The following is a 22036-nucleotide window of genomic DNA, read 5'->3' as shown; positions in this document are numbered from 1 at the left end:
TTGAGAAGCGCCACTACGCCCTGTTTGCGCTGATGTGCACGTACGGCATCGAACTCCTCGCAGACAACGCCGAAGAGTGCCGCGACAATCTAGCCGAGGTGTTCAACACGTTTCTGGGCATCAGCAGCGATGACCAGTGGGCGCAAGCGGCGCGCGCGGTCCTAGCCGTGAACATCGTCCAGGGGGATGCCTTGACCATGACCTTGGTGAGTGGCCAGCCGATCACCTTCCCTGAGTGGGGCTACCTCGGCAAAGGGAAGTTCCAGAGGCGCGACTTCCGCTACGACGATCTCACCCAGCGAGCCTCGTACGAGGGCACACTGTTCGGCGAACTGGACGACGACGACCTGTTCGTTCCCGCGCAGACCTACCCGACCATGACCGTCAATCAGATCGCCGAGGCCGCCGCGTGACCCTTGCACCCTTTACCCTCAGAGGGCACAACCCGGATGTCTTGACCTGCATCGCGAATCTCTCCAACGATGAGGTCTTCACTCCGCCGGAGTTCGCAAGCCAGATGCTCGACACGCTTGCCGCCGCCTGGGCAGACGCCAACGACCGTGCGAACATCTGGGCCAATCCTGACATCACGTTCCTCGATCCGTTCACAAAGTCCGGTGTGTTCCTCCGCGAGATCGTCCGTCGACTCACCGACGGGTTGATCTTGGTGATCCCCGACTTGGCCGAACGCGTCGATCACATCCTCACCCGCCAGGTGTTCGGCATCGGGATCACTCAACTCACCGCACTGCTGGCACGCCGCAGCGTCTACTGCTCGAAACTAGCCAACGGCCCGCACTCGATCGCCAAGTCATTCACGACTGAGGACGGCAACATCTGGTTCGGGCGCACCGAGCACACATGGGGCGGCGGCAAACGCGAGTTTCGAGCCGATCCTCTGACGAGCGAAGAGGTCGCGTTCTACACCAGTCGCAAGTGCGTCTACTGCGGGGCAGCCGAGGACGACTACGCACGTGGCGACGACCTTGAGACTCACGCCTACGCCTTCATCCATACTGACGACATCGAAGCTCGGATCGCCGAGCTGTTCGGAGACAACATGCAGTTCGACGTCATCATCGGCAACCCGCCCTACCAGCTCAGCGACGGCGGACACGGAACCAGTGCTGCGCCGATCTATCAACTGTTCGTGGAGCAAGCCAAGAAGCTTGATCCCCGCTTCCTCACGATGGTCATTCGCTCCAGATGGTTTGCCGGTGGCAAGGGATTGGAGGATTTCCGCGAGTCGATGCTCAAAGACGGACGACTTCGCTCGATAGACGACTTCCTCAGTGCGGCCGATGTCTTTCCGGGCGTTGGCCTCAAGGGCGGCGTGAACTACTTCCTCTGGGATCGCGACCATCCTGGAGAGTGCGTGGTCACGACCCACTTCAAAGGATGGGATGACTCGACCGACACCCGGCCGCTACTCGAAGAAGGCGCCGATGTCTTCATACGCTTCAATGAGGGTGTTTCCATCCTGAAGAAGATCATGAAGGTCGAGCTCGCAGGGCAGCCGAGCGTTTCCCTCCCGGCCGAGAAGAGCTTCAGCGAACTTGTAAGTTCGGCCCGTGCGTTCGGGTTGCGGACCTTCTTCAAAGCGAAGTCCGTCGCCGGCCCCGAGGATGTGAAGGTCTACCAGAACGGTGGCATCGGCTATATAGCGAGGAGCGAAGTGGCTTCTGGCAAAGCGTTGATCGACAAGTGGAAGATCTTCGTCAGTTACGCGGCTCCGGGTACCGGCAACAAGGACTCGTATCCCCACCGCGTCATCAGCACGCCATTCCTCGGCGAACCCGGGAGTATCTCCACGGAGACATACCTGGCCATCGGCCCCTTCAATTCGAAGGAGGAAGCAGAGAGTGCGCTCTCGTACCTGTCCTGCCGGTTGACGCGCTTGTTGATTCAGCTCCGAAAGGCCTCCCAGCATGTTACGAGCAGGGTCTACGGCTTCGTGCCTGTTCAAGAATGGACCAAGCAGTGGACCGACTCTGACTTGTATGCGAAGTACCGTTTGACCGATGAGGAGATCGCGTTCGTCGAGAAAGTAGTCCGTCCGATGGAGTTGGGAATCGATGAGTAGAAGTCTCGACGAGCTTCTCCCGGAGAGGCCGAAGGCGCGTCTACGCATATACGCGTGGTCGCCGAATGATCCACCCGCGGGATATACGGGACTGCTGAAGGTGGGACAGACGACCAAGACGGACGTGAACGCCCGCATCCGCGAGTCGCAGGGCCAGATGCAGCAGGCCTACACGCTCCACGTGGATGAGCTAGCCGAACGCGGCGATGGGTCGATCTTCCGCGACTCAGATGTGCGTCAACGGTTGGTCGACAAGGGCTTCGAGAACCCGATCTTCGGCTCAGCGCGAGAGTGGATGCGCTGCACCCCGGACGATGTGCGCACGGCGATCACTGAGCTTCGCACGGGCGTGAAACTTAGCGGCACCCATCATGAGACTTTCCCAATGCGCCCGGAGCAGGTCAGCGCCGTCGAGAAGGCGCAGGGCTACTTCGAGTCGATTTGGGCCGAGAATTACCACGCGGTGCCACGCTTCCTGTGGAACGCCAAGATGCGCTTCGGAAAGACCTTCGCCTCCTACCAACTCGCTAAGCGGCTCGGCGCCAAGCGCATCCTCGTGGTCACCTTCAAACCTGCGGTGGAGGACGCCTGGCAGACCGACCTGGAATCTCACGCCGACTTCGACGGCTGGCAGTACCTCTCCTCAGCGACTGGGGGTAGCCCGGACGACGCCGACAAGACTCGGCCGCTGGTCTACTTCGGATCGTTCCAGGACCTGCTCGGGCGCGACCGGAAGACCGGTCTCATCAAGGCAAAGAACGAATGGGTCCACACCACCAACTGGGACCTCGTCATCTTCGACGAGTACCACTTCGGTGCCTGGCGTGAATCCGCCAAGGAGCTGTTCGAGGGCGAGGACGAGAAGGTCAAGCAGAAGGAGTTGGCCGCCGAGTACAACGACGGCCTAGTCGCCTTCGATGAAGAGCTTGACGAGCTCGGCAACGACGAGGACGACTTCCTGCCGATCACCACCCGCGCCTACCTGTACCTGTCGGGCACGCCGTTCAAGGCGCTGGCGACTGGTGAGTTCATCGAGGAGCAAATCTTCAACTGGACCTATACCGACGAGCAGCGGGCCAAGGCTGAGTACGCGGTCGCGCACCCGAACGACTGGAACCCGTACGGGGCACTCCCGGAGATGCGCCTGTTCACCTACCAGATGCCCGACGAGCTCATCGCCGTCGCGAACCAGGGCGAGTTCGACGAGTTCGACCTCAACGAGTTCTTCGAGGCAAAGGGCATCGGCGCGGACGCCGAGTTTACGCACAAGACCGACGTTCAGAAGTGGCTCGACCTCATCCGTGGAGCTCACCTGCCCACGCAGGTCGACGCCATGCGAATGGGCACCCGCCCGCCGTTCCCGTACTCCGATGTCCGGCTCCTGCCCTACCTGCAGCACTCGTTCTGGTTCCTACCCAATGTGGCTGCCTGCCAGGCGATGGCCAACCTGCTCGCGGAGAAGCAGAACGTGTTCTGGCACGACTATAAGGTCCTCGTCGTCGCAGGCACTGGCGCGGGCATTGGCCTGGATGCCCTCCCACCGGTGCGAGCGGCGATCGGCGACGGCCACGACACGAAGACGATCACCCTGTCCTGCGGCAAGCTCACCACGGGCGTCACCGTCAAGCAGTGGTCCTCGATCCTGATGCTGCGAAACCTCAACTCGCCCGAGACCTACTTCCAGGCCGCGTTCCGTGTGCAGTCCCCATGGTCGATCAAGAACCCCGACGGGGACAATCCGAGCGCCGAAGCTGTCCTCAAGCCGGTGTGCTTCGTGTTCGACTTCGCGCCCACCCGGGCGCTGCGTCAGATCGCCGACTACGGGGCTGGTCTCTCGCCGGAGACGCCGAACCCGGAGCAGGCCGTCGAGGAGCTCGTGAAGTTCCTGCCCGTGTTGGCCTACGACGGGTCGAACATGACCCAGGTCGATGCTGGCGGCATCCTCGACATCGCCATGTCGGGCACGTCCGCGACCCTCCTGGCCCGCAAGTGGGAGTCCGCGATACTCGTCAACGTCGACAACGACACCCTGCGCAAGATCATGAACAACCCTGACGCCCTCAACGCCGTCATGAACATCGAAGGCTTCCGCGCGCTCGGCAACGACATCTTCGAGACCGTCGTGAACAAGAGCGACGCCGTGAAGAAGGCGAAGAAGGAGAAGGGCGAAGAGATCACTCCGGCGGAGAAGAAGGAACTCACGGCGGAAGAGAAGGAGTACAAATCCAAGCGGAAGCAGATTCAAGAGAAGCTGGTCAAGTTCGCCACCCGCATCCCGGCGTTCATGTATCTAACCGACTTCCGCGAGAACACCCTCCAGGACGTCATCACCAAGCTCGAACCGGGCCTGTTCCGCACCGTCACTGGACTGACCGTTGAGGACTTCCATCTGCTCGTGAACCTCGGCGTCTTCAACGCCACCCACATGAACCAGGCCGTCTTCGCCTTCCGGCGCTACGAGGACTCGTCCCTGTCCTACACCGGCATCGAGTCCCACAAGGGGCTGCGGCACTACGGCCTCTACGACACTGTCGTGGCCGTCGATGACGACGCCATCGCCTGACCATCTGCCAGCCCGACCGAGAGAATCCGCATGTCGTTCCAGACCCCGCGCAGCATCGAGGAGATGCTGACCGCTATCCACAAGCGCGAGTACCTGATGCCGGCGATCCAGCGAGAGTTCGTGTGGGGTGCCGATCAGATCACCAAGCTCGTCGATAGCCTCATGCGTGGGTACCCCGTCGGGTCGTTCCTGCTCTGGGACGTCAAGCCTGAAACTGTGCAGTCGTACACGTTCTACGAGTTCCTGACCAACTACCACGAGCGCGACAACCCCTACGCCGACAAGGCAACGGTTCCCTCCGGGAGTGGCACGACGGCGGTGCTCGATGGACAGCAGCGGCTCACCTCGTTGAACATCGCGCTGTACGGCAGCTTCGCGGAGAAGAAGAAGTACGCGTGGTGGAACAGCGCGGACGCGTTCCCCGTCAAGCGCCTCTACCTCAACCTCGTCGACGAGCCCGACGACGAGGAGCTCGGCACGAAGTACGACCTGCGGTTCCTCACCGACCGGGAGGCCTCCCCGGCGGACGGCGAGGCCGACAAGTGGTTCCGGGTCGGCGCAGTCCTCGATCTCGCCAACGCTGGCCCCGCGATCATGCGCGAGCTGGAGCAACGCGGCATCGCTGGATCGGCTGACGCGTTCCAGCGGCTCTACGACCTGTACGAGGCGGTGCGGGTTCTGAAGCCGATGAACTACTTCCTGGTCACCGATCAGGACGCCGACAAGGTGCTCGAAATCTTCGTCCGCGTCAACAGCGGCGGCACCACGCTCTCGTACTCCGACCTGCTGCTGTCGATGGCGACGAACCAGTGGCAAGAGCTGGACGCGCGCGAGGAGGTCCGCTCGCTGGTCTCCGAGATCAACAGCAACGCCGGGCGACAGTTCTCGTTCTCCAAGGATGTGGTGCTGAAGACCGCGTTGACGATCGCGGACGTGGATGTGCGGTTCAAGGTCACCAACTTCACCCAGGGGAACATGGCCAAGGTGGAGGCCGCGTGGCCGCAGATCAAGGGAGCCTTGCTGCGTGCTGCGACTTTGCTTCAGCAGTTCGGGTACAACGAACGTAACCTCACCGCGAACAGCGTGATCGTCCCGGTCGCGCACTACCTGCACCTCCGGGGCGCAGGTGACTCCTACCTCGACTCCACCGCGGACGCGGCCGACAGGCTCGCCCTTCAACGGTGGGTGACCCGCTCGCTGGTCAAGCGCGGCATCTGGGGGTCGGGACTCGACACGCTCCTCACCCGCATCCGCGATGTCCTCCGCACTAACTCGACGAATGGCTTCCCGGTCGCTGCGGTCGAGGAGGCAATGGCGGCCGTCGGCAAGAGCCTCACGTTCGACAACGCCGAGATCGACGAACTGCTCAACCTCAAGTACGCCGGCCAGCGGACGTTCTCCGTCCTCTCGGTTCTGTATCCGGGGCTGGACCTGAGCAAGAAGTTCCACGAAGACCACATCTTCCCCAAGTCCCGGTTCACCAAGAAGAAGCTCCTCGACGCCGGAGTCCCGCTCGACAGCATCGACGACTACCTGGCGGCCGTGAATCTCCTGCCGAACCTCCAGTTGCTCGCTGGCACCGCCAACATCGAGAAGCAGGACAGCCTGCCCGCGGAGTGGATTGAGACTGCCTTCCCGAGCGAGGACAAGCGAGCCACCTACCTCGCCGAGAACGACCTCGACGGCCTTCCTCTCGACCTGGCCGACTTCACGTCGTTCTTCGAGCAGCGCAAGCAGCGAATCCGGACCCGCCTACTCGCCGCTCTGGGAACAGCACCGGGCGCACCGGAGGACGCGGCTCTGCAGTAACCCACGTTCACGCGGCGAGCAGCGACAGTGCGGACACGGCCCGGAGAGGTAGCACTCCGTTGCCCAGCGCGGTGATCTGCTGGTTCTGCGTCAGGTCATCGCTGTCCGTAACCCATCCGTTCGGTAAGCCCATGAGCCATTCGACGAATGCTGGTGCTGGGCGGGGGCCGTCGGCGTCGTTCAGGAGGGCTGGCGCTGGCGCGGGGCGTCCGGTGATGTGTTCCCAGCGGGTGATGGCGTCGGCGTAGCGTCCCCAGCGTTGAAGAGTCCGTCTATCAGGGACCACAGGGTCTCCGATTCGGCTCTCCTGGTCGGTGAGCCAGCCGGTCCGTGGAGCGCGAAGTCGATGATCTGGTGTGGGCTGACCCCGTTTCGTAGGTCCAGTCGTTATGAGAGTCGTCCTGTTGTCCGCGGTCGCGGGCAGGGAGACTGGTCAGATCATGACGAACAGCAGGAAGCGTCACACCCCGGAGCAGGTCGTCCGTAAGCTATGGTGGCTCTTCGCAGTTGAGGGTGTAGTCGAGGTTCGCGGGTCGATTGCCGGATAGGCGTCGAGGTCTTCCAGGATGGAAGTTCCTACACTGCCCATCCGAAAGACCTCGACGTGCTCCAAACTACCTTCGCCGCGCCCTGCCTGACCACGTTCTGCCGTCTCGACGAGCTCGGCCTCGAGGCTGTAGGTCAACATCTCGAGGCGGATCGGGCGGTGATCGAGTGCCGCGTCGTCGAGAACGATCCCTGGTGCCGGAAGTGCGGCGCGGAAGGCGTCCCGAGAGACACCGTGGTGCGTCGGCTCGCGCATGAGCCGTTCGGGCACCGGCCCACGACACTGCTGGTCCGGGTGCGCCGCTACCGGTGCGCGCACTGCGGGAAGACGTGGCGGCAGGACACCACGAAGGCCGCCGCGCCGCGGGCGAAGATCTCGCGTGGCGGGCTCGGGTGGGCGCTGACGGCGATCGTGGTCGACCATCTCACGGTGACCCGCGCCGCGGCCGGTCTGGGGGTGTCCTGGCATACCGCGAACAGTGCGATTCTCGCCGAGGGTCGGCGTCGTCTGATCGACGCTCCCGGCCGGTTCGACGGGGTCACGACCCTGGGCGTCGATGAGCATGTCTGGCGTCACACCCGGTACGGCGACAAGTACGTGACCGTGATCATCGACCTCACGCCCGCCCGCGAGAAGACAGGCCCGGCCCAGCTGCTGGACATGGTCGAGGGCCGTTCGAAGGCCGTGTTCAAGCAGTGGCTCGCGGCACGGCCCAAGGAGTGGTCCAAGCGGATCGAGGTGGTCGCGATGGACGGGTTCAGCGGCTTCAAGACGGCCGCCGCCGAAGAGCTGCCCGACGCGGTCCCGGTGATGGATCCGTTCCATGTGGTCCGTCTCGCCGGCGATGCGCTCGATGTGTGTCGCCGCCGCGTTCAGCAGGATCTACACGGACACCGCGGGATGAAGGGCGACCCGCTCTATCAGGCGCGCCGCACCCTGCACACCGGCGACAAGCTACTCACCGACCGGCAACGCGCTCGGCTGGAGGCGCTGTTCGCGACCGAGGAGCACGTCGAGGTCGAAGCGACCTGGGGCATCTACCAGCGCATGATCGCCGCGTATCGCGAACCCGACAAGAAGAATGGCAAGCAGATGATGCAGACCCTGATCGACGCGGTCAGCACCGGGGTTCCTGCCGCGCTCGTCGAGATCCGCAAGCTCGGCCGCACCCTCAAGCAGCGCGCCGCCGACGTGCTCGCGTTCTTCGATCGGCCCGGCACCTCGAACGGCCCAACGGAGGCGATCAACGGACGACTTGAACACCTCCGCGGCTCCGCGCTCGGCTTCCGGAACCTCACGAACTACATCGCAAGAAGCCTGCTCGAAGCCGGAGGATTCAGACCCCAACTACACCCCTAATTCCGAAGAGCCGGTATGGTCCTCCCTTGGACGTCTGGCTCTGTCAGTCTGTTTTGGCCCCGGAGTGACGGCTAGGAGTGGCCCCACTTTCTGACTTGCCGGGGCGGTTCTGACGGTTTGATCTGGCCCCACCTGAGCGTGTGTTTCGTGTTGCTTCAGGATGAGCGGGCCCGGCAGGGGTCGAAAGTGGAATTGTTCGCGGATATCCGCCGCGCCTCGCGCGTCGACGGGCTATCGGTGCGCGCGTTGGCAGACAGGTTCGGGGTCCACCGTCGCACGGTGCGGCAGGCCTTGGCGTCGCCAATTCCGCCGCCGCGGAAGATACCGTCACGGATGTCTCCACGGCTGGGGCCGTACAAGGCGGTGATCGACGCGATGCTCACTCAGGATCTGGACGCGCCTCGTAAGCAGCGGCACACGGCGACAAGGGTTCTCGCGCGGCTGGTCGACGAGCACGAAGCGGCGGGACTGTCGTACTCGACGGTCCGCGACTACGTGCGCGTACGTCGTGCCCAGATCGATGCCGCAGCCGGGCGCCGCGTCGAGGTGTTCGTCCCACAGGAACACGCACCTGGTGAGGAAGCCGAAGTCGATTTCGGCGAGGTCTGGGTGATCCTTGGCGGGGTGAAAACGAAGTGCCACATGTTCACGTTCCGGCTCTCGCACTCGGGGAAGGCGGTGCACCGGGTGTACTCGACGCAATCGCAGGAAGCGTTCCTGGAAGGACATATCGACGCGTTCGACGAGATAGGTGGGATCCCGACCCGGCACATCCGGTACGACAATCTCACTGCCGCGGTACAGACGGTGCTGTATGGGAAGGGCCGTAGCCGAGTAGAGAACGACCGATGGGTACTGTTCCGCTCGCACTACGGGTTCGACTCGTTCTATTGCCAGCCCGGAATCGACGGCGCCCACGAGAAGGGTGGCGTCGAAGGCGAAGTTGGTCGGTTTCGCCGCACCTGGCTGTCGCCGATGCCGGTCATCGACTCGCTCGCCGAGTTGAACGAGCAGATCCGCCGGTGGGACGCCCGCGACAACGAGCGACGCATCAACACCCGGATCCGCACTGTCGGGCAAGACTTCATCGACGAACAAGCCCGCCTTACGCCATTGCCAGGCGAGCGGTTCGATCCTGGCCTGGTGCTCTACCCGCGGGTAGACCGCTCGAGCCTGATCACCGTGCGGATGGCGAGGTACTCCGTGCCCGCCCGTCTGATCGGGCGGAAGGTGCGGGTCTCGTTGCGGGCGTCTGAACTCGTGGTGTTCGACGGCCACGCCGAGGTCGCTCGGCACGAGCGGGTCGTGGCCCGCGGCGGGGAGTCGATCAACCTTGACCACTACCTCGAGGTCCTCAGGCGCAAGCCCGGCGCGTTGCCCGGGTCCACCGCGCTGGCCCGTGCACGCGAAGCCGGCGTGTTCACGACAGCGCATGACGCGTTCTGGCAGCAAGCGCGGAAGGTCGATGGCGACAGCGCCGGCACAAGGGCTCTGATCGATGTGCTCCTGCTCCACAGGACCATGCGAACCGTCGACGTGATCGCGGGGATCCGTGCCGCCCTCACGGTCGGGGCGGTGTCCGCCGACGTCGTCGCGGTCGAAGCCCGACTGCACGCCGCCGGGCCCGAGTCAGACCGTCATCGCGTTGAACAACCACGACGTGACGTGCAGCGAGTTGTCAGCCTGACCCAGCGTCGCCTCATGGATCCGGCCGCGGTGATCGCCGGACTCCCAGCCGACCGGCGGCCACTGCCATCCGTCGCGCACTACGACGAACTCCTTAACCGACGTTCCGAACCAGAACCGCCGGTCACCGATGAGAGAGAAGGAATCGCCGGATCATGAGCAACCCCACGAATGTCACCACGACCCTGCGTCGGCAGCGCGGGCTGACCGAAGAAGCCGCCGCGGCCGCAGTTGACCAAGCCTGCCGCAGGCTCCGTTTACCCACCATGCGGGCGGTGATGCACGAAGCGATCACGGCCGCGGAACGTGAGCAGCTGACCTACCAAGGGTTCCTTGCCGAGCTCCTCCTCGCCGAGTGCGACGACCGGGACCGCCGGTCCGTTGTCCGCCGCGTGTCGGCAGCCGGGTTCCCGAGGAACAAGTGGCTCGGGGACTTCGATTTCGACGCGAATCCGAACGTCAACCCTGCAACGATCCATACGCTCGCGAACGGGGACTGGATCCGCCGCGGCGATCCGCTGTGTCTGATCGGGGACTCCGGCACCGGGAAGTCGCATCTCCTCATCGGCCTCGGCACCGCCGCTGCAGAGAAGGGCTTCCGCGTCCGGTACACCCTGGCGACGAAGCTCGTGAACGAGCTCGTTGAAGCCGCCGACGAGAAACAACTCACCCGCACCATCAACCGGTACGGACGCGTTGACCTGCTCCTGATCGACGAGCTCGGCTACATGGAACTCGACCGACGCGGCGCCGAACTCCTGTTCCAGGTCCTCACAGAGCGGGAAGAGAAGAACTCCGTCGCGATCGCATCCAACGAGTCGTTCAGCGGGTGGACGAAGACCTTCACTGACCCGCGCCTGTGTGCGGCAATCGTCGACCGGCTCACGTTCAACGGCACCATCATCGAAACCGGCACCACCTCGTACCGCCTCAACCACACCCGTCAGCGGCAGTAGCGATCCGAAAGTCATCAGAGGTAGCGGCAGATGGACTCCGGCGTGCAGGCTTCGGACGCCGTTGCCGTCGCGTGCGCCCGAAGCTCGACGATGCTCCCTCGTAGGGCGCGCAGCTGCTCGAGCTGCTCATCAATCTCCACGAGCCGGCGGTCAAGGAGATCCAGCACGTGAGCGCACGGCGAACCACCCGTGTCGCGAACATCGAGGATCTCCGCGGTCTGCGCAAGGGTGAGCCCCGCCGCGCGAGCCCGATCGATGAACTCGAGCCGCTGCACCGTCTCGTCACCATAGCTGCGGTACCCGGCCGGGGTGCGCTCCGGCGGTTGCAGCAGCCCGCGCTCCTCGTAGTACCGCAGCGTCGACGGTCTCGTCCTCGCCTTCTCCGCGAGTTCTCCGATCCGCATCGTGACACCTCCACCGTCAGTTTGACCTTCAAGCATGCTTGAAGGTCCATTCTGTCGCATAGGGCCGCACGTGCGGCCCGGTCCACCCGAGGAGGCATCATGACTCAGCACAACGAGTTCGATCTTGCGGTGGTCGGGACGGGCGGCGCGGCGATGTCCGCGGCGATCCACGCCCGACTCGAGGGGGCGAGCGTGGTCGCCATCGAATCGGGCACGCTCGGTGGCACCTGCGTGAACGTGGGTTGCGTGCCCTCCAAGACACTCCTCGCGGCCGCGCACACCCGCCACGCCGCGCTCACGAACCCGTTCCCCGGCGCCGCCACCTCCGCTGGGGCCGTCGACCTCGGCGCGCTCGTGCAGCAGAAGGATGAGCTGGTCGGCATGCTCCGCCAGACCAAGTACGCCGACATCGCCGCCGCCTACGGGTTCGACATCCTCCCCGGCACCGCAACATTCACCGATCCCTCAACACTGCTCGTCGATGGACGACCGGTTCGCGCCAAGTCGTATCTCATCGCCACCGGCGCCGAACCGACCATCCCAACGATCCCCGGCCTCGAGCAGATCGATTACCTCACGTCGACCACGGCGATGGAACTCACCGAGCTGCCCGCTTCGCTCGTGGTGATCGGCGGCGGATTCGTCGGCCTCGAACAGGCCCAGCTGTTCGCCCGGCTCGGGGTCGAGGTCACCATCATCGGCCGGCTCGCCCCGCACGCCGAACCAGAACTCTCCTCCGAGCTCCGCCAAGCCTTCCTGACCGACGGAATCACCGTCATAGGCGACCGCGCCGCAACGATCACCCCACACGACGACCTGGTCCGAGTCCTCACCCGCACCGGGAAAGTAGCTACCGGTGAACGCGTCCTCGTCGCCACCGGCCGCACCCCCCGCACCGACGGGCTCGGCCTCGCCACTGCGGGCATCGCGACCGACACCCGCGGCTTCATCATTGTCGACGAACAACAGCGGACCACGAACCCGGCGGTGTTCGCCGCCGGCGACGTCACCGACGTGCCCCAGTATGTGTACGTCGCCGCGAGGACCGGGAAGATCGCCGCACACAACGCCCTCGGTCACTCTGAGCAGGTCGACTACACCGGGTTGCCCTCCGTCCTGTTCACCTCACCCCAACTCGCCTCGGCCGGGATCACCGAAGCCGAAGCCATCGCCGCCGGATACAGATGCGCCTGCCGATACCTGCGACTGGCCGACGTGCCCAGAGCCATCGCCAACCACAACACCCGCGGCGGCATCAAGATCGTCGCCGACGCCGACACCGGCAAAGTCCTCGGAGTCCACGCCCTCGCCGACACCGCCGGCGAGATGATGCTCGCCGCGACCTACGCCATCAAAGCCGGATTCACCGTCACCCAACTCGCCGACACCTGGGCCCCGTACCTCACCATGGCCGAAGGCATCCGCCTCACTGCGAACCTCTTCCGCAACGAACTCCCCACTTCCTGCTGCGCCTGACAACAGACAGCCACCCACATCGACCCGCCGCCACGACGGGGCCACTTCAAACCGTCACCCCGGGGCCAAATCAGGTTGACAAAGTCAGACGTCCTTGGAGGCGATCGAGCACAGGCACCGCCCCAGCGCGAACGCCGCCAGCCCGACCAGGATCACGACCCCGGCGACCAGGCCCTGCCCGAGCGCGGCGGTTCCGGCGATCACTCCCGCCGAGGCGGCCTGCACCAGAGCGCCGGAGATGAACACCCACTTGCGGAACCGCACACGGACGATGAGTGGCGTGAGGAACGCCTGCGGGAGCATCGAGAGCGACACGCGGATCGGCACCAGTAGGACCGTCAGCGCCACGGGAACGCCGAGGGCGTTGAACAGCCACGGCAGCACGGTCGAGGCGTTGACGATCTGATCGCCCGAGGACTGGAGCGCGTTGGCGGCCACCAGTCGAAGTCCATTGGGCGCGAGATTGCGTCGCACCTCAGGATCGAGCTCCTGCTCGGCCCGCTTGTCCCGGTGCAACACCGCCGAGTAGATCCGCTCCCCAGCGCTCATACCCGGGAATCTAGACCGCGCCCGCGACATCCGCGAGACCTCTGTTCGACGCTCGCGTCTGCGCGCGGAACTCCATCCGTTATGCCCGTGTGCGCATAGTCCCACGACACGTCGGGCGGGCTGGTAGCGTGTAGCGCATGGCCGCCGCGCAGCGCATGCCTCTGACGCCGTTCGTCGACGTTCTGCCGTTGCCCGAGCGCCTGCTCGCGCGCGATCACAACGGCCGTCTGACGGTGCGGATCCGTACCGGCTCACACAGCTTCCATCGCGATCTGCCCCGGTCGCGTGTGTGGGGCTACGACGGCACGCTCCCAGGCCCGACGATCGAGGCTGAGCGCGGCCACCCGGTCCGCGTCGAGTGGCGCAACGAGCTTGACGGCGGGCTGCCCGTCATCGTAACGATGGCTGGCGACGAGGTCGACGCCGACGGTGTGCCTGTGCAGTGCAGTCCCGGTCTGAGCGGCGGCACGCCGGACCCGCACGCCGCGGCGCTGACGGGACACTCGGTCGTGCACCTGCACGGTGGCCTGACACCGGCCGTGTACGACGGCTGGACCGAGAACCTCTTCGCACCCGGCCAGCTCGCCGTATTTGACTACCCGATGGACCAACGCGCGACGCTGCTCTGGTACCACGACCACGTGATGGGCGTCACTCGGTTCGACGTATACGCCGGGCTGGCGGGACTGTGGATCATCCGCGACCAGCGCGAACGTGACCTCGGGCTGCCCGAGGGACCACCGTACGAGGTGCCGCTGCTGCTGCAGGACCGTAACTTCGGACTCGACGAGGGCGGTCGGCTGACCGGCCAGCTGGTGCACAAGACCGACCCTGGGGTGATGGAGGCCTTCGCGCCGTTCACGGTCGTCAACGGCAAAGTCTGGCCTATCCTCGACGTCCAGCCCGCCACGTACCGCTTCCGCGTGCTCAACGGCTCCAACGCCCGCACCTTCCGGCTCGTGCTGCTGCGAGACGGCGTGCCCGAATTCGATCGCATCACTCAGATCGGCACCGACTCGGGCCTACTCCGCGAGCCCGTCGCGCTGCCACCCGACGGGCTGGTCCTCGCCTCAGCCGAGCGCGCCGACCTGCTCGTCGACTTCTCGGACCTTCAACCGGGCACCGAGCTCACGCTCTACAACACCGCCGGCGCTCCGTTCGATGGCGCGCCCTTTCCCGCCGCTGATGCCGCCGATGCCGCGGATCTCGACGCGCTGCTGCCGTACCCCCAGGTCATGCGTTTCCGTGTCGTCCCGGGCCCGGTCGCGCACCGTCCGGTGCCCCGCGAACTGGCGACCGACTTCGCCCTGCCAAAACCCGAGGAGCTGGACGCGGCGCCGCGGCGTGCCATCGCGCTTGTCGAGCGCGAGTTCGAGGACGTACCCAACATGCTGACCATGCGTGAGCTCGCCGTTGTCGACGACGAGGACGAGACGACCGGTCCGCTGATCACCCTCACCGACGGCGACCACACGACGCGCTACCGCGCGGTTGCCGCCCACTTCGAGGACACCGCCACGTTCTTCCCGATGCTCGGCCAGTACGAGATCTGGCAGCTCATCAACCTCACCGATGACACGCACCCCATCCACATCCACCTCGATCCCTTCCAGGTCCTCGCGCGCCGGCCCATCGGCTGGGAGATCCCCGACGACGGCATCGGCGATCTCGACCTCAGCGCGCGGATCACTCTCGGTCGCGACCCCGACGACGAGCTCGACCACGTCATCGACGCCAACGAGCGCGGGCTCAAAGACACAGTCCGCGTCAACCCCCACGAAATCGTCGAGATCGCCGTCCGGTTCCACGCCTACAGCGGCCGCTACATGTACCACTGCCACATCCTCGAGCACGAGGATCGCGATATGATGCGGCCCTTTGTGACCATGCCTCCCGAACTCATGCCGTTCATGGCGTGACCCTGGCACGTCAGGAGCGCCAGGGAATACAAATCGATTCGCCATGTTGAAGTGGGAGACGGGCAGCCACTTCTGCTGGCCCTGCACTGTACGACGCGCCAGGCCCGCGAACATCGAATCTGCTGGGCGCCCGTTCGCGTTTGAGAAGGAGTACGAGAATGGCTATTCAGGATAAGGTCGCATTGGTCACCGGAGCCGGGCAGGGGATCGGGCGCGGCATCGCGCTTCGTCTCGCCGCCGACGGTTTTGACATCGCCGTCGCGGACATTGAGCCGCAGCGCGAGAAGGGTGATTCGGTCGTCGCCGAGATCGAGCAGCTGGGCCGAAAAGCGGTCTTCGTCGCTGCGGACGTGTCGAAGCGCGACCAGGTCGTTGCCGCTGTCGACGCAGCCGCCGAACAGCTCGGCGGGTTCGATGTGATCGTCAACAACGCCGGCATCGCCCAGATCAAGCCCGTACTCGAGATCACCGCCGAAGAGCTCGATCAGATCTTCCGGATCAACGTCGACAGCGTGGTCTGGGGCATCCAGGCGGCCGCAGCGAAGTTCGAACAGCTCGGTCACGGTGGAAAGATCATCTCCGCGGCATCCATCGCGTCGATCCAGGGGTTCCCCATCCTCAGCGCGTATTCGGCCTCGAAGTTCGCCGTTCGCGGCTTCACCCAGGCGGCCGCGCAGGAGCTCGCTCCGAAGGGCATCACGGTGAACGCTTACGCGCCCGGCATCGTCGGCACCGGCATGTGGGAACTCATCGACGCCGAGCTCAGCAAGATCAACGGCAAGCCACTCGGCCAGAACCTCAAGGAAAACGTGGAGGGCATCGCGCTCGGCCGCATCGAGACCCCCGAGGACGTCGCGAAGGTCGTGTCGTTCTTCGCCGGCCCCGACTCGGACTACGTCACCGGCCAGGTGCTTCTCGTCGACGGCGGCATGCTTTACAACTGAGTCATCACTGACCGTCTCACCACCCGCCGCGCGTCGGCGTGTGACCCTCCCGGGCGCCCTCCGGTATCGGCAGCTCAGCCCGCAGACCGAGCAGTCGGAAAGGCCTCGTGAAGATCAGACGAAGTCACGACCGGATCGTACTCACCTGCCCCTCGACGCGACCTGCGTCGGGGGGCTTTTTCGCGCCCACAAATCGGCGCCCAGTGGTGCAGCCACCTCGATACGCCTGTACTGAATTACGTATCGAACGCGTCAGCCGCAACCTCCGCGAGCTCGAGGTCAGGGCGCGCACGCACGTCCGGCGGGTTCTGCCTGCCGGGACGCTCACCGCGCGTCGAGGGCTCCCGGCGAATGTGGTGTTCGCAGCCGCCTTGTCCATGGCGTTCTTCACCGCAGACCTGTTCATTCCGCTCGCCCTTACCAGCGTGCGAGGGATCAGCGCTACACTCGCCGGGATCGTCCTGACCGCAGGCATCATCGGGTGGACCGCCGGCGCCTATGCCCCCGCCCGGCTCCTGAAGTGGGGCATGACCAAGGGGGGCATCGCGCGCCTCGGAGCGATTCTCGTCATCGCGGGTTTGACGGTGATCGGTGCCGTGATCCTCACCACCGTCCCCGTCCCCGTCGCCGCCGTGGGCTGGATCATCGCCGGGCTCGGCGCCGGTCTCGGTTTCACGATCAACTCCATCGCCGTCCTCGATGATGCCGCTGGCACGGTCGGGCGCGCCTCATCGCAGATGGAGCTCGGCAACCAGGCCGGCATCGCCATCGGCACCGGGCTCGCCGGTGCCCTGGTCGCCACCATGGGCGCCACTGCAGCCGGACTAAGCGGCGTCCTCGTCGTCGCTGGGGCCGGCGTCGTACTCGCTCTCCTCGCCTCCACGAGGTTCGCCGAAACCCACCCACCCTTGACTCCCCCCGAAAGATGATGCTGACTTGGACTCGAAGTCCGAGCACGAAAGGAGAACACAATGACCATCAACGACATCGGGCCCCGCCCGAACGCGTTCGACATCGAAGAGGCCACCCGGCGGAACGAGAACTACCGCAGCGTGGCGTGGACCGGGAAGTATTTGCAGGTCACGCTGATGTCTATCCCGGTCGGGGAGTCCATCGGCCTGGAGGTCCACCAGAACACCGATCAGTTCCTGCGCCTCGATGCCGGACAGGGCAGGGCCGTCATGGGCCCGGCCAAGGACCGGCTCGACTTCGAGCAAAACGTCTCGGATGGGTGGTCTGTCCAGGTCCCCGCCGGCACCTGGCATGACGTGATCAACACTGGCGACGAACCGCTGCGCCTCTACGCGATTTATGCCCCGGTGCACCACGCACCTGGCATCACCCAGAGAACCAGCGACAAGGCAGAACAAGACGAAGCGACCGGTAAGGACGAGCCTCCCGCATGGACCGTCCAGCCCGAGGACAGCGCGCCGGACGAGCACGCCAACTGACGTCTACTTGTGTCACCGCTCCGTAAGGATGTTGCGGACGAGGATCGTCTTGGTCCACCCCGGGCAGCGCGCCCCGCCGCCGCGTGAAGACATCGGCCGGTCTCGACCGGCCGATGTCTTCACGCTCCCGCCCCTCACGCTGGTAGGTCTGACGATCACGGATGTCGAGGACCTCGACTGGGCCTCGTGTCAGAGTGTCGGCAAGGCCGCATGGTTCCTCGGGCAGGCCAACACTGTGCCCTGTCTGCGACACCGTGCGATCACAGAACGCCGCCACAAAGCGTCAAACTCCACACGCATGGGAACGATGCATCTGGCGGCGGAGAAAGCGGGTGCCCAGAAGCCGCTGGCAAAAATTTCACCGAGCTAAGAGGACGCCCGCCGAAAACGATCGTTTTCGGTGACCAGCGTGCTGAACGAGTGGCAGGCTCGGAGAGTAAGCCGAACGGGGACAGATAATAGGTACGAGCTTGAACCAAGCTGTGTCGGCCAGCTTGGTTCCCGTAAGGCCGAGCAACCCCACGCACGATGACATTCGAACATCGGAAATGCTATGCAAAAGACCTCACTCATCGCCCTCGCGCGACACGAACTCTCTCAGGCGAAGGAAGCGTCCAGTGGTAGAAGCGCGAAGACCGTCTTCGGAGGACACGAGCATCAACTCCGACAAACGCTTATTGCTCTCAAGGCCGGCGAAAGCCTGGCTGAGCACGAAAGCTCCGGAGAGGCAACCCTGCAAGTCCTCGAGGGCCGCGTCCTGCTCAGATTCGGAGACCTGTCGTGGAACGGATCTCCCGGTGACCTCCTCATCATCCCGGACGGGCTCCACTCACTCGACGCCATCGAGGACTCAGTCATCCTCCTGACCGTCGTTAAGAAGCACTGAAGCAGGTTGCGTACGGATCGTGGGAACTCCGCAGTACGGTGCACTTGATCCTCTCGCGCTCATCCATGATGAGCTGATACACGATTCCACCAACAACGCGCTGCGAGAGCAGGGCATGGACCCCATTTACACGGTGGGTGCCGCTGCGCGCGTGGCCGTCATTGGCCAGGCGCCGGGACGCCGCGCGCAGGCAAGCGGGGTGCCGTGGGACGACGCCAGTGGTGCCACCCTCATGCAGTGGCTTGGTGTCACCGAAGGACAGTTCCGAGACCCGGACAATTTCGCTCTCTTGCCGATGGACTTCTACTACCCCGGCCCCGGTCGCAGCGGGTCGGGAGATGCGCCGCCGCGTCGAGGCTTCGCGGCCAGGTGGCATCCGCCGCTCTTCGCGTTGATGCCTGATATTCGTTTGACTTTGTTGATCGGACGCTACGCACAGCAGGCGTACTTGCCGATTGCGAAGACCGCGACGCTGACCGCGACGGTACGGAATTATCAGCAGTTTCTTCCTGAGCTGTTCCCTCTAGTGCACCCGTCGCCGCTCAACTTTCGTTGGCACGCGAGGAACCCGTGGTTCGCCGCAGACGTCGTGGAAGATCTCCGTTGGCACATCGAGACCGCGTTGCGGTGAAACCGTTTCTGGGGGTGAATCAATCGCTGATGCCCGCGCACTACATCGGGTCGCGCCGGCCCGTGATGTCCTCCGTTTGGGGGACACCCAGTGGTAATGTCTGTGTGGTAGCTGGGGCTACGCGCGGGGCGTCTGGGGCGCTGCGCCAAACGCAATGAGGCGATGTCACATTCCGTGTGACGAGCCCTCTCCGAGCCACGATTCTGGGGAACTCGACGTTCTGAGAGGGCTACTCGCTCGGCTCACGAGGTTCTCCTGGCATGAGCCGTCCGTCCTCGTGATGCCGACGCTCCCGGCAGGCCTCCGAGCACCGACCAATGCCGGCGGCGGTCATCCTGTCGGAGCTTCGAGCACTTCATCGAGAAGCGTGATGCCTCCGGAACTGTTGGCCGATTGCATGAGCGCGTGGATCCATTGCATGTTGAGGTGCGGGGGCTCGAACTCGTCGAAGGTGAATCGTAGATGAGCCGCCCCCTTCATTCGGTCCGGACGTTCTGTGAGTCGTCGGTTTCCATTTGATGGGTGCACTGTCGAGCGTACTCGGCTGGGGGTAGGTAGCCGAGCGAGGAGTGCCGGCGGTGGTGGTTGTACTCGTCCTTCCAGTCGCCGATGATGACCTGCGCGTGCAGCAGCGAGTAGAAGCTGTTGATGTTGAGGCACTCGTCGCGGATCCGGCTGTTGAACGACTCGACGTACCCGTTGCGCCACGGCGAGCCCGGAGGGATGTAGGACAGGCCGGTGCGGGTGCCGGCCCAGTCGGCCATCGCCTCGCTGATGAACTCCGGCCCGTTGTCCGACCTGAGCACCGCCGGGGCGCCCCGGGCGGCGACGAGGTCCTCGAGGTGGGCGGTGAGTCGGTCGGCGGTAATCGAGCGCTCCACGAGGCCGCCGATGCACTCCCGGGTGTGTTCGTCGACGATCGAGCAGATCTTGATCGGTCGGCCGTGCTCGTCGGCGTCGAACTGAAAGTCCACTGCCCACACCACGTTCGGCGCGTCCGCCGTCGGCGCGTCGACGGTCGAGGACCCGACGCGCTTGCGTCGACGCCGCTGCGGGACCCGGAGCCCTTCGTCACGCCACAGGCGTTGGATCTTCTTGTGGTTCACCACCCACCCCTCGGCGCGGGCGTCGTGATACGCCCGCCGGTACCCGTAGCGGGGATGGTCCTTCGCCCAGGCGCGCAGCCACTCCCTGAACGCCCGATCCGGGTCCGCGACCGTGTCGCCCTTGAGCGGTCGCCGATACGCGGAGCGGCTCAGCCCGACCAGACGGCACGCCATCCGTTCGCTCACCCGCAGCTCGCGCTTGAGGTGATCGACGGCGGCGCGGCGCCTGTCCGGGCTTAGAAGTTTCCCGGCTCTTCGCAGTTGAGGGTGTAGTCGAGGTTCGCGGGTCGATTGCCGGATAGGCGTCGAGGTCTTCCAGGATGGAAGTTCCTACACTGCCCATCCGAAAGACCTCGACGTGCTCCAAACTACCTTCGCCGCGCCCTGCCTGACCACGTTCTGCCGTCTCGACGAGCTCGGCCTCGAGGCTGTAGGTCAACATCTCGAGGCGGATCGGGCGGTGATCGAGTGCCGCGTCGTCGAGAACGATCCCTGGTGCCGGAAGTGCGGCGCGGAAGGCGTCCCGAGAGACACCGTGGTGCGTCGGCTCGCGCATGAGCCGTTCGGGCACCGGCCCACGACACTGCTGGTCCGGGTGCGCCGCTACCGGTGCGCGCACTGCGGGAAGACGTGGCGGCAGGACACCACGAAGGCCGCCGCGCCGCGGGCGAAGATCTCGCGTGGCGGGCTCGGGTGGGCGCTGACGGCGATCGTGGTCGACCATCTCACGGTGACCCGCGCCGCGGCCGGTCTGGGGGTGTCCTGGCATACCGCGAACAGTGCGATTCTCGCCGAGGGTCGGCGTCGTCTGATCGACGCTCCCGGCCGGTTCGACGGGGTCACGACCCTGGGCGTCGATGAGCATGTCTGGCGTCACACCCGGTACGGCGACAAGTACGTGACCGTGATCATCGACCTCACGCCCGCCCGCGAGAAGACAGGCCCGGCCCAGCTGCTGGACATGGTCGAGGGCCGTTCGAAGGCCGTGTTCAAGCAGTGGCTCGCGGCACGGCCCAAGGAGTGGTCCAAGCGGATCGAGGTGGTCGCGATGGACGGGTTCAGCGGCTTCAAGACGGCCGCCGCCGAAGAGCTGCCCGACGCGGTCCCGGTGATGGATCCGTTCCATGTGGTCCGTCTCGCCGGCGATGCGCTCGATGTGTGTCGCCGCCGCGTTCAGCAGGATCTACACGGACACCGCGGGATGAAGGGCGACCCGCTCTATCAGGCGCGCCGCACCCTGCACACCGGCGACAAGCTACTCACCGACCGGCAACGCGCTCGGCTGGAGGCGCTGTTCGCGACCGAGGAGCACGTCGAGGTCGAAGCGACCTGGGGCATCTACCAGCGCATGATCGCCGCGTATCGCGAACCCGACAAGAAGAATGGCAAGCAGATGATGCAGACCCTGATCGACGCGGTCAGCACCGGGGTTCCTGCCGCGCTCGTCGAGATCCGCAAGCTCGGCCGCACCCTCAAGCAGCGCGCCGCCGACGTGCTCGCGTTCTTCGATCGGCCCGGCACCTCGAACGGCCCAACGGAGGCGATCAACGGACGACTTGAACACCTCCGCGGCTCCGCGCTCGGCTTCCGGAACCTCACGAACTACATCGCAAGAAGCCTGCTCGAAGCCGGAGGATTCAGACCCCAACTACACCCCTAATTCCGAA

18 protein-coding genes and 1 pseudogene are annotated in these 22036 nt (G+C 65.0%); 15 read left to right on the top strand and 4 right to left on the bottom strand.

Annotation, left to right across the window (positions count from 1 at the left end):
- Positions 1-32: 32 nt before the first annotated feature.
- The 7 genes from AOA12_RS11785 (at position 33) to istB (ending at position 11003) form a co-directional block, all read left to right on the top strand.
- Positions 33-413 carry a hypothetical protein gene (locus tag AOA12_RS11785; protein ID WP_197280911.1) on the top strand — a complete coding sequence of 127 codons (381 nt, stop codon included), beginning with the start codon at positions 33-35 and terminating at the stop codon, positions 411-413.
- Positions 410-2083 carry an Eco57I restriction-modification methylase domain-containing protein gene (locus AOA12_RS11780; RefSeq protein WP_054682954.1) on the top strand — a complete coding sequence of 558 codons (1674 nt, stop codon included), beginning with the start codon at positions 410-412 and terminating at the stop codon, positions 2081-2083. Before AOA12_RS11785 ends, AOA12_RS11780 begins: the two co-directional genes overlap by 4 nt.
- A gap of 124 nt (positions 2084-2207) precedes the next feature.
- Positions 2208-4646, top strand: coding sequence for a DEAD/DEAH box helicase family protein (locus tag AOA12_RS11775; protein WP_231637071.1), 2439 nt, complete (start codon positions 2208-2210; stop codon positions 4644-4646).
- 30 nt (positions 4647-4676) lie between these two features.
- Positions 4677-6455 (top strand): DUF262 domain-containing protein, encoded by a 1779-nt coding sequence (locus tag AOA12_RS11770; protein WP_054682948.1) that lies wholly within the window; start codon positions 4677-4679, stop codon positions 6453-6455.
- A gap of 604 nt (positions 6456-7059) precedes the next feature.
- Entirely contained in the window at positions 7060-8361 is a 1302-nt protein-coding gene (locus AOA12_RS11765) for an ISL3 family transposase (RefSeq protein WP_054678531.1), read from the top strand.
- A 150-nt stretch (positions 8362-8511) separates the two neighbouring features.
- On the top strand, positions 8512-10206 hold the full coding sequence (gene istA, locus AOA12_RS11760; protein ID WP_054686999.1) for an IS21 family transposase: 1695 nt from the start codon (positions 8512-8514) through the stop codon (positions 10204-10206).
- Positions 10203-11003, top strand: a complete 801-nt coding sequence (gene istB, locus AOA12_RS11755; protein WP_054682946.1) for an IS21-like element helper ATPase IstB — start codon at positions 10203-10205, stop codon at positions 11001-11003. Before istA ends, istB begins: the two co-directional genes overlap by 4 nt.
- 14 nt (positions 11004-11017) lie before the next feature.
- Here the strand turns inward: istB and AOA12_RS11750 are convergent, their stop codons facing one another.
- Entirely contained in the window at positions 11018-11407 is a 390-nt protein-coding gene (locus tag AOA12_RS11750; RefSeq protein ID WP_054682943.1) for a heavy metal-responsive transcriptional regulator, read from the bottom strand.
- 99 nt (positions 11408-11506) lie between these two features.
- On the opposite strand from AOA12_RS11750, the gene merA reads away from it, so the two are divergent.
- Complete coding sequence (merA, locus tag AOA12_RS11745; RefSeq protein ID WP_054682941.1) at positions 11507-12883, top strand: mercury(II) reductase; 1377 nt, start codon at positions 11507-11509, stop codon at positions 12881-12883.
- Positions 12884-12967: 84 nt separating this feature from the next.
- Here merA and AOA12_RS11740 read toward each other — a convergent pair whose 3' ends face one another.
- Positions 12968-13432, bottom strand: a complete 465-nt coding sequence (locus AOA12_RS11740) for a hypothetical protein (RefSeq protein WP_156366484.1) — start codon at positions 13430-13432, stop codon at positions 12968-12970.
- 137 nt (positions 13433-13569) lie between these two features.
- Here AOA12_RS11740 and AOA12_RS11735 point away from each other — a divergent pair, with 137 nt between their 5' ends.
- The 6 genes from AOA12_RS11735 (at position 13570) to AOA12_RS11710 (ending at position 19263) form a co-directional block, all read left to right on the top strand.
- Positions 13570-15351 carry a multicopper oxidase family protein gene (locus AOA12_RS11735; RefSeq protein WP_054682937.1) on the top strand — a complete coding sequence of 594 codons (1782 nt, stop codon included), beginning with the start codon at positions 13570-13572 and terminating at the stop codon, positions 15349-15351.
- Positions 15352-15509: 158 nt separating this feature from the next.
- Positions 15510-16295 carry an acetoin reductase gene (locus AOA12_RS11730; protein WP_025104939.1) on the top strand — a complete coding sequence of 262 codons (786 nt, stop codon included), beginning with the start codon at positions 15510-15512 and terminating at the stop codon, positions 16293-16295.
- Positions 16296-16672: 377 nt separating this feature from the next.
- Positions 16673-17224 carry a hypothetical protein gene (locus tag AOA12_RS11725; RefSeq protein WP_156366483.1) on the top strand — a complete coding sequence of 184 codons (552 nt, stop codon included), beginning with the start codon at positions 16673-16675 and terminating at the stop codon, positions 17222-17224.
- Between the two features lie 42 nt (positions 17225-17266).
- Positions 17267-17746, top strand: a complete 480-nt coding sequence (locus tag AOA12_RS11720; RefSeq protein WP_025104937.1) for a cupin domain-containing protein — start codon at positions 17267-17269, stop codon at positions 17744-17746.
- A gap of 553 nt (positions 17747-18299) precedes the next feature.
- Positions 18300-18632 carry a cupin domain-containing protein gene (locus tag AOA12_RS22640; protein WP_058631432.1) on the top strand — a complete coding sequence of 111 codons (333 nt, stop codon included), beginning with the start codon at positions 18300-18302 and terminating at the stop codon, positions 18630-18632.
- 19 nt (positions 18633-18651) lie between these two features.
- Entirely contained in the window at positions 18652-19263 is a 612-nt protein-coding gene (locus AOA12_RS11710; protein WP_054682934.1) for a uracil-DNA glycosylase family protein, read from the top strand.
- A gap of 330 nt (positions 19264-19593) precedes the next feature.
- Here the strand turns inward: AOA12_RS11710 and AOA12_RS24170 are convergent, their stop codons facing one another.
- Positions 19594-19743, bottom strand: a complete 150-nt coding sequence (locus AOA12_RS24170; RefSeq protein ID WP_442922239.1) for a DUF7882 family protein — start codon at positions 19741-19743, stop codon at positions 19594-19596.
- Positions 19740-20618 (bottom strand): annotated as a pseudogene (locus AOA12_RS11705) (IS3 family transposase); the annotation flags it as partial. The gene AOA12_RS24170 and the pseudogene AOA12_RS11705, both read right to left, overlap by 4 nt.
- A 109-nt stretch (positions 20619-20727) precedes the next feature.
- On the opposite strand from AOA12_RS11705, the gene AOA12_RS11700 reads away from it, so the two are divergent.
- Positions 20728-22029: an ISL3 family transposase gene (locus AOA12_RS11700; protein WP_054678531.1), complete on the top strand. Its 1302-nt coding sequence runs from the start codon at positions 20728-20730 to the stop codon at positions 22027-22029.
- The last annotated feature ends 7 nt before the right edge of the window (positions 22030-22036 follow it).

Source organism: Microbacterium sp. No. 7 (assembly GCF_001314225.1).
In the GTDB taxonomy this organism is placed as follows: domain Bacteria; phylum Actinomycetota; class Actinomycetes; order Actinomycetales; family Microbacteriaceae; genus Microbacterium.
The sequence above is the reverse complement of the archived record's forward strand: the minus strand, read 5'-3'. Positions and strand labels throughout refer to the sequence as shown.

Excerpts from the sequence above, each read along its gene's own strand:
- AOA12_RS11720 (WP_025104937.1), top strand. The coding sequence starts at position 17,267 with ATGACCATCAACGACATCGGGCCCCGCCCGAACGCGTTCGACATCGAA.
- AOA12_RS11750 (WP_054682943.1), bottom strand. The coding sequence starts at position 11,407 with ATGCGGATCGGAGAACTCGCGGAGAAGGCGAGGACGAGACCGTCGACG.
- istB (WP_054682946.1), top strand. The coding sequence starts at position 10,203 with ATGAGCAACCCCACGAATGTCACCACGACCCTGCGTCGGCAGCGCGGG.
- AOA12_RS11770 (WP_054682948.1), top strand. The coding sequence starts at position 4,677 with ATGTCGTTCCAGACCCCGCGCAGCATCGAGGAGATGCTGACCGCTATC.
- AOA12_RS11785 (WP_197280911.1), top strand. The coding sequence starts at position 33 with ATGTGCACGTACGGCATCGAACTCCTCGCAGACAACGCCGAAGAGTGC.
- AOA12_RS11725 (WP_156366483.1), top strand. The coding sequence starts at position 16,673 with ATGGCGTTCTTCACCGCAGACCTGTTCATTCCGCTCGCCCTTACCAGC.
- AOA12_RS11735 (WP_054682937.1), top strand. The coding sequence starts at position 13,570 with ATGGCCGCCGCGCAGCGCATGCCTCTGACGCCGTTCGTCGACGTTCTG.
- AOA12_RS22640 (WP_058631432.1), top strand. The coding sequence starts at position 18,300 with ATGCAAAAGACCTCACTCATCGCCCTCGCGCGACACGAACTCTCTCAG.
- AOA12_RS11730 (WP_025104939.1), top strand. The coding sequence starts at position 15,510 with ATGGCTATTCAGGATAAGGTCGCATTGGTCACCGGAGCCGGGCAGGGG.
- AOA12_RS11740 (WP_156366484.1), bottom strand. The coding sequence starts at position 13,432 with ATGAGCGCTGGGGAGCGGATCTACTCGGCGGTGTTGCACCGGGACAAG.
- merA (WP_054682941.1), top strand. The coding sequence starts at position 11,507 with ATGACTCAGCACAACGAGTTCGATCTTGCGGTGGTCGGGACGGGCGGC.
- AOA12_RS24170 (WP_442922239.1), bottom strand. The coding sequence starts at position 19,743 with ATGAAGGGGGCGGCTCATCTACGATTCACCTTCGACGAGTTCGAGCCC.